This window comes from Rhodobacter sp. NSM, assembly GCF_052244495.1.
Classification (GTDB): domain Bacteria; phylum Pseudomonadota; class Alphaproteobacteria; order Rhodobacterales; family Rhodobacteraceae; genus Cereibacter_A.
The window spans coordinates 26,996-39,402 of the sequence record NZ_JBQPXH010000020.1 but is presented as its reverse complement, the minus strand read 5'-3'; the positions used below and the strand labels follow the sequence as shown (position 1 = coordinate 39,402).

The window sequence follows — 12,407 nt, the reverse complement described above, 5'->3', positions numbered from 1 at the left end:
TCTCGGCGGGGTCTATGGCGGGGTCCCAAGCATCGGATGAGAGGGCGTCGAGTCATAGAGCGGCGGGCAAGGATCTTCATAGGTTGCGAAGGGGAGAGCGAGCAGGGTTATGGCGCCCTGCTTCAGCGGCTTGTTAACGCGAGCGGGGCTAAGGTTCACGTGGTCCCTGTAAACCTCCAGCCGGCCGGCGACCCGCTGGCGCTGGCGAGGAAGGCGGAGCGCAAGCTGGCGGAGGAGATCCTGCGAGGCGGCCCATTCGCGGCACAGGCGGTCATGCTGGATACCGACCGGCTTCCCGAGCTACCGGACGGCGGCCGCGAGGCAAGGGCGATCCTAGCACGGAACGAGATAATCGCGATCTGGCAGCGCCCGGACTTCGAAGGACTCCTGCTTCGCCATTTCGCCGGTCATGAACATGATCACCCGCCCCGTGGCAGGTCAATGGCAGCGCTTTCCGCCGTGTGGACCGACTATCACAAGAACATGTCGGCGGCCGAACTTCAGAGAAGAATCGGGCTCGATCACGTCTTGCGGGCGGCGGGGGTTGAACCGGATCTGGCCAAGTTTCTAGAGCGGCTCAAGCTCATCGCGCCCTGACCGGCGGAGGAGGCGGGTCGGCGCCACTGGATCGTGCCCCGGCTGCTTCGGGATCACGTCATAGACGTCCCAGCCACAGTATGGAACGACGCCATTCGCAACACCCAGAACGGCTTCGGCACGCTGCGCCGCGAGGCCGCCGAAAAGTATGCGGACGCGCTTTCGGCCATCGAGAAGCTGCAGTTCCACAAGGCCATGCTCAGGGCCGGCAGCTCCACGAAATTCGCCTCGATGATGGGACAGGGGCGCTGATCGATGCAGTGGGAAATCTACACGACCGGCGGCGCCTTCTATCTCTATGACGTGTTCCAGATGCTCGGGGCCTACACCTCCTCGGGCAACTTCAAGAACCTCCTCGCCATCGGAACGATCATCGGTATCGGCTGGGCGTCGCTGCAGCTCGCCTTCGGCGGCAGCCTCGGCTCCGCCATGAAATATGTGCTGCCGTGACCGACCCGCCCATTCAAAGCGAGAGTGCCACCTCGCGCCGTTCATGTTCGAAGGCGCCCTCCATCTCCCGGATCTCGGCAGTTCTAGCACCCAGTTCAGCCGCCACCTCCTGCCATGTGCCAATGACCTGCGCCATCTCCCGCAGGAGTGTTCGGGCGTCGCGCGGGCGGATCCCGTATTCACCGGCTGTCTCGAGCAGAAGCCCCACATCGGCGGTCCGGTCGTCGTAGTCGATTGCCGTCGAGAGGATTGCCGGCTTCAGGTGCGGCGGGACCGGATTGAGGTCGTAGGCCGGCGACAGGCGCCAGCCGGCTGCGCCTCGGCGGATGAAGCCGTGGTTGCGCAGGTGGTCGTCAACATTCGAGATCAGGATCGAGAAAGCGATCCGTCGAAAGAGCTCGATCCGATCAGCTTCGGGCGCCGCCCCTTCTGCGTCGATGACCTCGGCCATCTCGAGGTAGCTGCAGTCATCGTCGCCGTCGCGGTGCCCGGTCAGCGCCATCGCCGAAATGAAGGGTAGCCGGTGCCCGCCCGCCCGGTCGAAGCGCCGCGACAGGAGGACCCGGCGGCCACCGACGCTCTTCAGTTCGAAGGGCGCCACGCGGATCCCCGCCCGGGCCGCAAGGGTCAGGGCGATCGCCTCCCAGGTCTCGATGTCATGCTCATCGTCCGCCTTCGGGAATTTCGCGATCATGAGGTTGCCCGCGGCGTCGAGCACGCTCGCCTTCGGGCGCGCGCCGCCAAGCGAGGAGCCGGGCGCGAAGATCATCCGCAGGTCCTCGTCCGCGAAGTCGTCGGTCTGGATCCGGTCCGAGGCGGCCAGGAGACGGCCGAGCTCGATCGTGCCCGGCACACCCTCGCCGATATCGGCCACGAAGAGCTCCGATCCCTCTTCCCGAAAGCGCATGGCCCCCAGGCGCGAGACATCCGCGACCCCGAGCAGGAAATCGACCTCCTGCAGCGCCCGCGGACGCCTGCCTTCCGCCACCGCGGCGCGCCGCTCCCTCCGGCGCATGAGGTCCTTCCCCCACCGGTCCGGCGCACTGTCGCCGATCGTCCCGAAGACCTGCCCCTGATCGGGAAAGAATTCGCCCGGGGTCAGTGGCAGGCGCGGATCGATAGCAAAGCTCATCGGATGCGCAATCCATTCCGCATCGTAGGCAAAGCTCAGGATCTCCCCGCCGCCGCGCGCCTGGCGGCGCATGCGGCCGAGACGGACGAGCCCCGCTTCCCAGTCGAGCCAGACCTCGACGATCTCCGTGGTCACGACTGGCTCTCGGTATTATTTGCGTGCGAGGACGGCGCCTTCGGAAGCCGCGCGCGCCGGTGCCGCAGATCGGCAGATTTCATGCGCACGATCGGATCGTCCTGAGGCGCGGCCAGTCGCCCGGCCGTCTCGAGGAGGCCGAGAGCGTTGAGCACGCCAAGGACTGTCCCCCAGGATACCCGCGGATCGCCGGTTTCGATGCGACCCACCGTCTGGCGCGTCGTCATTGCGCGCTCGGCCACGATCTGCATCGGCAGGTTTCGCTCCAGCCGGGCAGCGCGCACACGATCACCGATCTGACGAAGCTCCCGCTTTACCGCCGCCGGAACAAGGATTTCCTGCGCCATATCGTCGCCTCATTACGACACAAAAGTCTATTGTGTTCGCCTGAGATAACGCAGCCATGCGGAGGCAACAAGGCCGCACATTAGAGCGAGGCCATCTCATGGCACCATTATCTTCCATAGCCGCCAGTGGTCCCTAACCGGTGGCGAGGGCAAGGAGGCCGCTGGCAAACTGTAGCTGACCTCGGCCGACGCGTTCTGACGGTACTGACCGGTGTTCAAGAAGGCCCCAGGAGCGACAGAGATACTGGCCGTCTTGCACGGCGCGGAAATCTCTGAGCGATTTTTCTGGTCAGTGTTGCGGCGGGACAAAATTCCCGCAATCCGCATAGATGGCATTCAGACGGCTGCCGAGAAAAACTCTCGGCAGCCGTCGTTGTTGTGTCCCAAAACCCGCAATGAGCCAGCCCGGGCAGTCATGTCCTTCTTCCCGGAGGCGGATGGCCCGGCGGTCAGAACAGGAAGTCGGACATGTCCAGCTGCGAAAGCCTCATGTTCTCGATAATGATCCTGGTGTCTGCCGACAGGGTAAGGACGAGGTCACTGCCAGCCTGCCGGGCGCCGTCGATCACCGCTTCGACCTGCGCGCGGCTGAAATCGTCGAGATCCAGACGATCCTGGCCATTGGCAAAATCGGTGATGCGGTCGCGGCCGCCGCCGAAGTCGAACTCGAAGACGTCCCGGCCGGCCCCGCCGGTCAGCACGTCGTTGCCCGCGCCGCCGTCGATCTCGTCATTGCCTGTGCCGCCATAGAGGCGGTCGGCCCCGCGACCTCCGTCGAGTTCGTCGTTGCCGCTGCCGCCCCGCAGGCGGTCGTTGCCGGAGTCGCCGTCCAGCTCGTCGTCGCCCGTGCCGCCGAGGAGGAAGTCGTCGCCGCTGCCGCCCTCGAGGTCGTCCCGTCCCGCTCCGCCCCAGAGGCGGTCGTTGCCGCGGCCCCCCTCGATCTCGTCGTTGCCGTCCCGGCCATAGAGCCGGTCATGGCCGTCGAAGCCGAAGATGTCGTCCATCCCGTCGGTGCCCTGCAGCGTGTCGTTCCGGCCGGTTCCCCTGATGCGCGCCATGCGGAGTCTCCTTCTCGCTGTTTCCTGAAGGTCCTGCTCTTCAGGACCGCTTCCGGTTCCTGGCACAGCCAGGCTGACGGCAATCTGATCCCGGACGTCAGCGCGATGTCAGCTCTACCCCGGTAAGTTCGGGGCATGCGCCTCATTCTTCTTCCCCTTCTCCTTCTCCCCTCCGCCGCCGGCAGCCAGGATGCGGTCCCCGCCCCGCTTCCCGATTTCGAAGCCGCGCGCCGGGGCGTGGAACAGGGCGAGATGCTGCCGCTCGGCAGCCTGATGCCGCGGATCGAGCAGGAGTTCGGCCGCGTGCTGGAGGTCGAGCTGGAGGAGGCGGACGAGGGCGGGATGGTCTACGAATTCGAGATCCTGCGCCCGGACGGCCGGCTTGTCGAAGTGGATGTCGACGTGGTCACCGGCCTTGTCGTCGAGGTCGAAGACGAGGAGGATGACGACGACGACGATGGGATGGACTGATGCGGGCGCTGGTCGTCGAGGATGATGCGAGGATCGCGCGGGATCTGGGTCTGGCACTCGGCTCGGCGGGCTTCAGGGTAGAGACGGCCGCCGATGGTGAGACCGCCTGGTTCCTGGGCGGGACCGAGAGCTTCGACCTGATCGTGCTCGACCTCGGCCTGCCGAAGCTGGACGGGCTGGCCGTGCTGAAGCGTTGGCGCGCCGAGGGGGTGGAAACTCCGGTGCTGGTGCTGACCGCGCGGGGCACCTGGAGCGAACGGGTGGAAGGCATCGACGCCGGAGCGGACGACTATCTGCCCAAGCCCTTCCGGATCGAGGAACTGGTCGCGCGTGCCCGCGCGCTCGTGCGCCGCTCGACCGGGCGGGCCGCGGCCCTGCAGAGCCTGGGGCGGCTGTCGCTCGACATGAACCGGATGTCGGCGACGCTCGACGGCCTGCCGCTCGGCCTCGCCCCGCTGGAGTTCCGCCTGCTGGCCTATCTGATGCTGCATCGCGACCGGGTCGTGCCTCCGACCGAGCTTCTCGAGCATCTCTACGGCGACAATGACGCCCGCGAGGCGAACGCCCTTGAAGCGGTGGTGGCGCGGCTGCGCCGCAAGACGGGGCGGGGCGTCATCGGGACGCGGCGCGGCTTCGGCTACCAGCTCGAACCCGGCCCGTGAAGCTCCGCTCGATCCGGCTCCGCCTCGTGGTCGTGAATGCGCTGGCGCTGGCGCTGGCGCTCACCGCGGCGGCCTGGGGGCTGGCGCTGCTCTTCGACCGGCATGCCGAGCGCGTGGCGCTGTCCGCCCTCGCCGCCCGCGCCGACGCTCTGACCGCAGCGCTGGAACGCGGTCCCGGCGGAGCCGTCCGTTTCGTGGATCCCTCGGGTGATCCATCCTACCAGCAGCCGCTCTCGGGCCATTACTGGCAGATCTCCATCGACGGCGAACTGCGCCGCTCGCGCTCGCTCTGGGATTACGTGCTGCCCCTGCCGGAGCGGGCGCCGTCTCCCTCCGGGACCGCGGCGCCGCTTGCGCTGCCGGGGCCGCAGGGCGAGGCGCTCCTTGTCCTCGACCGGACGGTGCTGATCGGCGAGGGCAGGGACGTGACGCGGGTGCGCATTTCGGTGGCGCAGGATCGCGCCGAACTCGCCCGGGCACAGCAGTCCTTCCTGCGCGAACTTGCGCCTCTCCTCGCGCTGCTGGCCCTGGCCCTGGTCGCGGCGGGAGCCGTGCAGGTAACGCTCGGGCTCAGGCCGCTCGCGGCCATCGGCCAGAGGGTCGGGGCGTTGGCCTCAGGCGCCGAGCGGCGGATCGGGATCGAGCTGCCGACGGAAGTCCTGCCGCTCGCCCGCGAGATCGACCAGCTTCTGGAGGCGCGCGAGCTGGAACTGGAGCGGGCGCGCAGCCGGGCCGGCGATCTGGCGCATGGGCTGAAGACGCCGCTTCAGGCGCTTCTCGGCGAGGCGATGCGGCTGCGCGAGCGGGGCGAGGAGGCGTCGGCGCGCGGGATCGAGGAGGTCGCTTCCGGCATCCGGCGCCATGTCGACCGGGAACTCATGCGCGCGCGGATCATGCGGGACCGGGCGGGTGCCTCCTCCGATCCGGCGGAGGCCGCGCGAAGGCTGATCCGTGTCCTGCGCCGCACCGAGCGGGGATCGGCCCTCGCCTGGCATCTCGAGGCCAACGAGCCGCTGCTCGTCCGGCTGGATGGTGCGGACCTGACCGAGGCGCTGGGGCCGCTGATGGAGAATGCCGCGACCCATGCCGCCAGCACCGTCCGCGTGCGGATAGCCGCCGCGGGACCGTCGGTCGAGATCGCGGTTTCCGACGACGGGCCGGGGGCACCCGACATCGAGGCGATCCGCGGGCGCGGTGTCCGCTTCGACACCCGCGGCGACGGACACGGGCTCGGTCTCGCCATCGCGGGCGACATCGTCGAGACGGCCGGGGGAGAGCTCCGCTTGCGGAACCTCTCGCCGGGGTTCGAGGCCACCCTGATCCTGCCCGCGCCAGGTCATGCGTGATCTGGTCCGCGGCGCTCTCCAAGGGGCCGATGGCGCGGTCCGGGCGAGCGTGACGTCGTGCATCCGCAGTCGGACGGATAGCCTCGGGCTCGGGCTGATGGCGGACTGCTACGCCCTTCGAACGGTTGACTCGGCGGCGGCCAATCGCGGTAATCGGAAGAACCTTTTCAGACTGATCGTTTCGGGACCCGCATCCTCCGGGAGGCCGCCATGTATTCCGCAACACGTGCCTCTTCTGCACTGCGGGCCGCCGTGCTCTTCCTCCTCGTCCCGACGGCGGCCCTCGCCCAGCAGGGGCAGACGCTCTGGCAGTTCTCGGCGGATGGCGAGCGGCTGATCGGATCGGCCGATCACCTGGAGGATGGCCGTCCGCGGCTCGCCTTCCGCTGCATCGCGCCGGGCCAGCCGGAGGCGCGCCGGGCCTCGGCCGCAAGTCTCGTCGCCTCGGCCGTGGCTCCGGGAGAGACCGCCCTCCTGCTGGCCCCCGACCTGCCGATGCTCTCGGGGGGGCTGCCGCCGCAGCTCCGGATCTCGGTCGACGGAACGGTGCTGATCGACGCGCCGCTCGCCTTCGGGGCGCCCGAGAACGTCCCCTTCCTGCGCATCCCGCGGGAGAGCCCGCTGCTGGACGCCATGGCGAAGGGCAGGAGCCTTGTGCTCGTGGCGGCCTCCGGCGGTTCGGCCACCTTCGCGCTGGAGGGCGCCGCGGACGCGCTCGCAAGACTGAAGGCGCATTGCGCCCCCACGGGCTCCACCGCGCCGATGCCCGCGGCGGGCGCGACCGCTTCCCCTGCGGTGCCGGAGCCCGCCGCTTCCGCACCCGCGCCGGAGCCTGTCCGGTCTACGGGGGTGGCGCCCGATGCCGCGCAGAGCTGGGCCCGCTACGGCGCGACGCTGGTGAGCGACCGCGTCCTCATCCGCCCGGATCATCCCGGCAAGGAGCCGCACCCGCTCGAGCCCCTGCTGGCGCTCGTCGGCCTGTCGCTCCTGGAGGAGGTGACGGACCCGGAGACGGTCTTCGGCTTCGGCCGCTTCCTCCAGCCCGCCGATTTCGCGCGGCTTGCCCGCACGAACGACGTCAGCGACTACAAGTACAAGAGCCTGCTCCGGAACGATCCGTTCATGCGGCGGGACATCATGGCGGAGTTCGAGAAGCTCTACCGGCCGTCACTGGTCGCCCTTGCGCCGAAGCTGCCGGTGCGGGCCGCGATCCTGCTGCCGGCCAGTCTTGGCGCCTACGACTTCGAGACGGGCAGCTTCCCGCTCCACGCCAGTCTCTACGGCGGATCCCGGCAGGGCATGCCCGTCCAGATTCCCGGGACGAATACGACGATCACGCTGGATGTGGTGCAGATCCAGTCCGGGATCCCGGTCGAGCCCGAGCTTGCCCGGCGGATCACGCAGAGCCGCGTCGGCGGGGACTACGGCGGCGGCCAGCTTTCGGGGTTCGGCCTGCTTCTCGACCTCGAGCTTCTGGCCGAAGGCACCGCCCGCGAGAAGCATGACGGAACGGTCGAGGTCGCTCTTCCGGCGCATGTCGTCTCGGCCACGCTCTATTACGACGAGGCGGCGACGCAGCGGATGACGGCGCTGAAGCTGTCGCCGGTCGCAGCCGAGGTGCCCGATCTCCCGAAACCGAAGCCCGGAAACGCCACCGCCGAGGGGACGCCCCTGACGCAGGAGGGCATCGTGTCCCTCGCGCTGGCCAATGGCGTCACGGTCCCCCAGCTGGAGCGGATCGCCTCGCAGGCCACCGCGGTCCGGCAGATCAACGAGTTCGACCGCCCCGACGCCGTCCGCGATCTCATGGCACGCCTGACCTCCTCCGCCCCCGACGAGGGGCGGCCGATGTTCCTCTCCGGGACCATCGATCTCGGGACATATGACGATGGCGCCTTTCCGATCGAGAGCTGGAGGCTCGGCTATCGCCGCTCCGCGTCGTCGGGCAAGGCCAGCCTGGACAGCGACGATGTGCAGGTCGATCTGCGCAATCCCGAGGGGATCACGCGGTTTCCGATGGACCGCGAGGCTGCCCGGCGGCTCATCGAGGACGGGCGCCAGTTCGACGTGCTGTTCGAAGTCGCGCCCGTGCGCGCCTCCGTGGGCGAGGGGAGGCGGCGGGAGCCGTCGGTCCTCGTCGACTTCCAGGCTCTCGCCGTCCATCTGCTCTCGCCGCGCGAGGAAGGGCGGACGCTTGCCGTCCTGCGCGTGCCCGAGGTGAAGGCCCCGGCGACGGGCTCGGCCGAGGCGGCCGAGGCGCAGCGCCCGGAGGGTCGCCCGGCGCTGACGGGCGAACTGGTGCGCTGGCTGCAGATCCGCCACGGGCAGGTGACGCCCGACGACGGGCTGTTGCGCAGCCTGCTGGACGAACGCTGGACGGTTGAATCCCTCCTCGCCTCCGGTCAGGGGAACGCCAGCCTGCCCGCACCGGCCTCGCCCTGCGGCGCCTTCTTCCCGCCCGGCGGGCGGCAGCCGACGGAGGCCGACAGGACGGCCATGCTGCCGGTGTTCCGGGCCTGGCTCGGGCGGTGCCTCGACCTTCTTCCCTCCGGCTTCCGCTTCGAGGCGCAGAGCGGCAGCTACACGGGCCTGCGCGACAGGAGCGTGATCGCCGCGAGGCCGGAGGATCCGCTCTTCGCCTCGGGTCGGGACGCCGATCTCTTCCGTGACGGAGCGGCGATGACGGAGGCAGGACTCGTGTCGGTCACGACAGCCCGCGTGGGGACGGACGATCTCGTCTTCGCGCTGCCGCCCATGCCCCGGCCGCCGAACGGAGCGAGGATCGACGCGGTGTCGGTGGCCATCGAGGTCGCGCAGGTGAAGGCCGTTCCCCGGCCGGCGCCGCAGTTGCCGAGGCTCGTGATGGAGGTGCGGCCGGTCGAGGTGCAGTGGTGGGGCAGGACGGGTTCGGGCGAGCGCCAGTTGCTGCTCTCGCAGCCCGTGGCGGCCGCACCGGCGCCCGCCCCCGCGGCGCCCGAGCCGCCACCGCCCGCGGTGACCTATGACGTCGTCGGCGTGACGCTCGGCATGACGCCGGACGAGGCCCGGGCGGCGATCGACGCCCACATGAAGGTCGGCCGCGTGCTCGAGATGAGCACGACGGGGCGTCCTCCGCTCGTTCCCGACCAGAGGACGCTCCTTTTCATCGACGAGGGGGCATCGGACTTCATCACGCTGATGCTCGGCCCGAAGGACTGGGAACCGCGGGTGTTCGGCGTCGGCCGTACCTGGTTCGCGCCGGCCGGCCAGATCCCCGAGGCCCGCCTGGCGGAGGCGCTGCAGGCCAAGTACGGGCCGCCGCTTCCGGGGCAGGCCGGCCGCTGGGCGGCCCCCGGATCGGGCGAGGAGTGCTTCGACTTCGGGGCGCAATGGACGGTAAACTGGCTCAGGGCCGCGGCGGTGGAGGGAGAGGCGCCTCCCCAACTCCACGGCGGCGAGCCGGTGCCGGACGATCCGGCGGCGCGCGCCGGGATGACGCTCGCCCTGCGGCTGGCGAACCTGCCGTTCGGCATCGGGCTGTCGCGGGACGAGCATCCTGCCTCCTGCGGCGAGACGCTGCGGGTAGACCGCGAAGCGAACCAGATGATGGGGCTGCGCGGCATCCAGATCACCGAGAGCGTTTCCGACCGTGTGACCGTGACGCTCTTCGATCCCGCCCGCTACCGCGCCGAGGCCGACCGGATCATGGAGGACAGGCTGAGCCGCATGCCGAAGGTCGACCTCAAGCTTTGACGCGGAAGTCGAAGGGCTGACCGGGCTGCGGCATCATCCCCGTTCTTCGCCGGATCGAGTCCGGCCGTGCTACCGTCAAGGGCCAGGGTCCGGCGCATTCGAAGAAGATCCCCAGACCCGGCCTTTCCATTCCGGCAAGTCCGCAAGATCATCGAATACGGCATCGGTCGAGATCAGCGGGCAAGCCATCTCGATAGCCGTAGCGGCAATCATACGGTCGAAAGGGTCGCGGTGTGCCCAAGCCATTGATCCGGACCTCATCGCCATCTTCGCGGTGAAGGGAGCGATATGGAAGCCCTGCGACATGCACAGGCTGTCGAGCCGATCGGCATACGGGGCCATCGCGTCCCACTTCCCGTTGCGAATCTTGAGCGTGATTTCATGCAGCGAGCATGGCGGTGCATAAACCATGGCCCCGCTCAGAAGAAGGCTACGCGCTTCTGAAGGCAGGAGTGCTGGTGCGATCAGAGACCACGCCAGCACATGCGTATCAATCAGAACGCTGGTCAAGCGCCCCACTCCGCCAATTCGTCTTCGCTCATCGGCTGCAAGAAGTCCGGGATCGTGTCAGGGCTTACAACTCCTTCCAGCAAACCCAGACGGACACCGACTCGGGCAACTGGCACCAGGCGCGCTGCAGGAACCCCGTCCCGCGCGATCACCACCTCTTCGCCAGCATCCACGGCAGCCAGAAGCTGGGACAGCTTCGCGCGCGCCTCGGCAACATTCATCTGCATCATCTGGAAGCATCCTCCATCGGTGAAGATGCGACCAACATGGGCCGAGTTGGAGCTTGTATCAAGGTTGGTGCAAGGCCGGCACGGCGGCAAATCTGGACGCTTCCTGCGGTCTCTTTCCTTTCTTACTTGCACGCAGGCCGCGGCCAGGGCTGCGACTGGACCTGAAACCAGCAGTCTCGCCTCATGGAACAGCGAGGATAGCAAGTGTCATGCGGAGCCACTGTCGGAGCCAGGCACGCACACCGTCATGACCCGCAATCGGATGATGCTGCTACCCCGCCGGGGCACTCGAGCCGATCGATCTGGACGGGCAGGCCGTCCTTGAGCCTGCGGTGACGCTCGGCCGCAACATGCGTCGCCACCTCGGGACCAGATAGCCGGAGGCCTCCGCCCCCGCGCTTGACTTCCCGGGGCGGAGGCCTCTTCTCGGCGGAAGGACGGTCAGGGTGGGGCGTGCGGGCGAATGCTGAAACAGGTGATCTGCATCAACTGGGGGACGAGATACGGGCCGCGGTTCATCAACCGGCTCTATGCCATGGTGGCCCGGAACCTCACGCCGCCCTTCAGCTTCACCTGCTTCACCGACAACGCGCAGGGCGTCCGGCCCGAGGTGGACTGCCAGCCGCTGCCGCCGCTCGATTTCGTCATGCCGAAGAACACCAAGGGGAAGTGGCCCAAGGCGCGCCTGTGGAGCCCGACCCTCGGCAACCTGAAGGGTCCGGTGCTGTTTCTCGACCTCGATCTGGTGATCACCGGCTCGCTGGACGAGTTCTTCACCTACGGCGACCCCGACCGGGTGATCCTGGCGCGCAACCCCGCCAAGCCCTTCGAGCGTCTGGGACAGACCTCGGTCTTCCGCTTCCCGGTGGGAAAGCTTGTCGATCTGCAGCGCAGGTTCCTCGCCGATCCCCAGGCGGTGGCCGACCAGTACCGCTTCGAGCAGCGCTTCGTGACCCTCAATGCGCCTGGCGGCGTGGATCTCTTCCCCGCCCGCTGGGTCAGGCATTTCCGCTACCAATGCATGCCGCCCTTCCCGCTGAACCTTGCCCTCCCCCCGCGCCTGCCGCAGGGGGCGAAGATCGTGATCTTTCCCGGCGGCGTGCATCCCGAGCATGCGATCCGCGGCGGATGGGTGGATCGCGAGGGCTGGACGCTCGGCCAGCATCTGAAGGGCTTGGGCGAACGCCACGCGGACGGCTCGCGCTGGCGGTATCTCCGGCACTACATGCGCCCGGCCCCCTGGGTCGCCGATCACTGGAAGGAGTGAGCGGCTCCGCGCCCCTGGGGCGGCGGCATCCCTTGCGGCCTCGGTCGCATGCTGGCGCAGCGCGCAACCTGAAAGCATAAGCGCATCCCGTTGCCCGGCTCTGATGTCGCCAGCCAGCGCTACTCAAAAAGCAATAGCCACTCGTCGAAGTGATGATGGGGTGAAGTTGTTATGCTCGTTGACGAAATCCATTACCCATGCGAACAATTCATTCATATTCTTCGACACGAATGTTTTTATCGGCTGTTTGTTATAGCGGTTTTGCCATGTTCGAATGTTGCCTCGCGTCCGAGCTTCCTGTCAGTTCGATATCCTGTTCTCCCTCGATGACATTTCGGCTGCCTGATAGGGTCCTGCCGTGTCGTGCTGTCTGCCGACGGTGACGCTCGATGCGGCGCACGGCAACCCGGTGCGCTCGGGATCGACGATCCCCACCTCAGCCGGACGCTACGTCTACACCTCTCTCCCGC

General features: G+C 68.2%; 13 protein-coding genes. 8 read left to right on the top strand and 5 right to left on the bottom strand.

Features of this window, described 5'->3' with window-relative positions; genetic code table 11:
- The 3 genes from ACTVZP_RS20295 to ACTVZP_RS20285 form a co-directional block, all read left to right on the top strand.
- Positions 1–597: hypothetical protein (locus ACTVZP_RS20295; RefSeq protein ID WP_443213985.1), on the top strand; the 597-nt coding region annotated here is incomplete at its 5' end.
- 33 nt (positions 598–630) lie between these two features.
- Positions 631–849: a hypothetical protein gene (locus ACTVZP_RS20290; protein WP_443213984.1), complete on the top strand. Its 219-nt coding sequence runs from the start codon at positions 631–633 to the stop codon at positions 847–849.
- A gap of 3 nt (positions 850–852) precedes the next feature.
- Entirely contained in the window at positions 853–1,047 is a 195-nt protein-coding gene (locus ACTVZP_RS20285) for a conjugal transfer protein TraG N-terminal domain-containing protein (RefSeq protein WP_443213983.1), read from the top strand.
- Positions 1,048–1,060: 13 nt separating this feature from the next.
- Here ACTVZP_RS20285 and ACTVZP_RS20280 read toward each other — a convergent pair whose 3' ends face one another.
- The 3 genes from ACTVZP_RS20280 to ACTVZP_RS20270 all read right to left on the bottom strand — a co-directional run bounded on the left by ACTVZP_RS20280 (position 1,061) and on the right by ACTVZP_RS20270 (position 3,719).
- The gene (locus ACTVZP_RS20280; protein ID WP_443213982.1) at positions 1,061–2,314 is read right to left on the bottom strand and encodes a type II toxin-antitoxin system HipA family toxin; all 1,254 of its coding nucleotides are present in this window, start codon (positions 2,312–2,314) and stop codon (positions 1,061–1,063) included.
- Entirely contained in the window at positions 2,311–2,661 is a 351-nt protein-coding gene (locus ACTVZP_RS20275) for a helix-turn-helix domain-containing protein (RefSeq protein ID WP_443213981.1), read from the bottom strand. Before ACTVZP_RS20275 ends, ACTVZP_RS20280 begins: the two co-directional genes overlap by 4 nt.
- 449 nt (positions 2,662–3,110) lie before the next feature.
- The gene (locus ACTVZP_RS20270) at positions 3,111–3,719 is read right to left on the bottom strand and encodes a calcium-binding protein (RefSeq protein ID WP_443213980.1); all 609 of its coding nucleotides are present in this window, start codon (positions 3,717–3,719) and stop codon (positions 3,111–3,113) included.
- A gap of 135 nt (positions 3,720–3,854) precedes the next feature.
- Between ACTVZP_RS20270 and ACTVZP_RS20265 the strand changes: the two genes are divergently transcribed.
- The 4 genes from ACTVZP_RS20265 to ACTVZP_RS20250 all read left to right on the top strand — a co-directional run bounded on the left by ACTVZP_RS20265 (position 3,855) and on the right by ACTVZP_RS20250 (position 9,930).
- Positions 3,855–4,190: a PepSY domain-containing protein gene (locus ACTVZP_RS20265; protein WP_443213979.1), complete on the top strand. Its 336-nt coding sequence runs from the start codon at positions 3,855–3,857 to the stop codon at positions 4,188–4,190.
- Entirely contained in the window at positions 4,190–4,852 is a 663-nt protein-coding gene (locus ACTVZP_RS20260; protein ID WP_443213978.1) for a response regulator transcription factor, read from the top strand. Before ACTVZP_RS20265 ends, ACTVZP_RS20260 begins: the two co-directional genes overlap by 1 nt.
- The gene (locus ACTVZP_RS20255) at positions 4,849–6,198 is read left to right on the top strand and encodes a sensor histidine kinase (protein WP_443213977.1); all 1,350 of its coding nucleotides are present in this window, start codon (positions 4,849–4,851) and stop codon (positions 6,196–6,198) included. Before ACTVZP_RS20260 ends, ACTVZP_RS20255 begins: the two co-directional genes overlap by 4 nt.
- A 210-nt stretch (positions 6,199–6,408) precedes the next feature.
- Entirely contained in the window at positions 6,409–9,930 is a 3,522-nt protein-coding gene (locus ACTVZP_RS20250; protein WP_443213976.1) for a hypothetical protein, read from the top strand.
- 75 nt (positions 9,931–10,005) lie between these two features.
- Here ACTVZP_RS20250 and ACTVZP_RS20245 read toward each other — a convergent pair whose 3' ends face one another.
- Positions 10,006–10,440, bottom strand: a complete 435-nt coding sequence (locus tag ACTVZP_RS20245; RefSeq protein WP_443213975.1) for a type II toxin-antitoxin system VapC family toxin — start codon at positions 10,438–10,440, stop codon at positions 10,006–10,008.
- Complete coding sequence (locus ACTVZP_RS20240) at positions 10,437–10,670, bottom strand: type II toxin-antitoxin system Phd/YefM family antitoxin (RefSeq protein WP_443213974.1); 234 nt, start codon at positions 10,668–10,670, stop codon at positions 10,437–10,439. Before ACTVZP_RS20240 ends, ACTVZP_RS20245 begins: the two co-directional genes overlap by 4 nt.
- A gap of 463 nt (positions 10,671–11,133) precedes the next feature.
- Between ACTVZP_RS20240 and ACTVZP_RS20235 the strand changes: the two genes are divergently transcribed.
- On the top strand, positions 11,134–11,937 hold the full coding sequence (locus tag ACTVZP_RS20235; protein ID WP_443213973.1) for a glycosyl transferase: 804 nt from the start codon (positions 11,134–11,136) through the stop codon (positions 11,935–11,937).
- Positions 11,938–12,407 lie beyond the last annotated feature (470 nt).

What these genes read in the sequence shown, in the direction of transcription:
- ACTVZP_RS20285 (WP_443213983.1), top strand. Translation starts at nt 853, where the DNA reads ATGCAGTGGGAAATCTACACGACCGGCGGCGCCTTCTATCTCTATGAC.
- ACTVZP_RS20275 (WP_443213981.1), bottom strand. Translation starts at nt 2,661, where the DNA reads ATGGCGCAGGAAATCCTTGTTCCGGCGGCGGTAAAGCGGGAGCTTCGT.
- ACTVZP_RS20270 (WP_443213980.1), bottom strand. Translation starts at nt 3,719, where the DNA reads ATGGCGCGCATCAGGGGAACCGGCCGGAACGACACGCTGCAGGGCACC.
- ACTVZP_RS20265 (WP_443213979.1), top strand. Translation starts at nt 3,855, where the DNA reads ATGCGCCTCATTCTTCTTCCCCTTCTCCTTCTCCCCTCCGCCGCCGGC.
- ACTVZP_RS20260 (WP_443213978.1), top strand. Translation starts at nt 4,190, where the DNA reads ATGCGGGCGCTGGTCGTCGAGGATGATGCGAGGATCGCGCGGGATCTG.
- ACTVZP_RS20250 (WP_443213976.1), top strand. Translation starts at nt 6,409, where the DNA reads ATGTATTCCGCAACACGTGCCTCTTCTGCACTGCGGGCCGCCGTGCTC.
- ACTVZP_RS20240 (WP_443213974.1), bottom strand. Translation starts at nt 10,670, where the DNA reads ATGATGCAGATGAATGTTGCCGAGGCGCGCGCGAAGCTGTCCCAGCTT.
- ACTVZP_RS20235 (WP_443213973.1), top strand. Translation starts at nt 11,134, where the DNA reads ATGCTGAAACAGGTGATCTGCATCAACTGGGGGACGAGATACGGGCCG.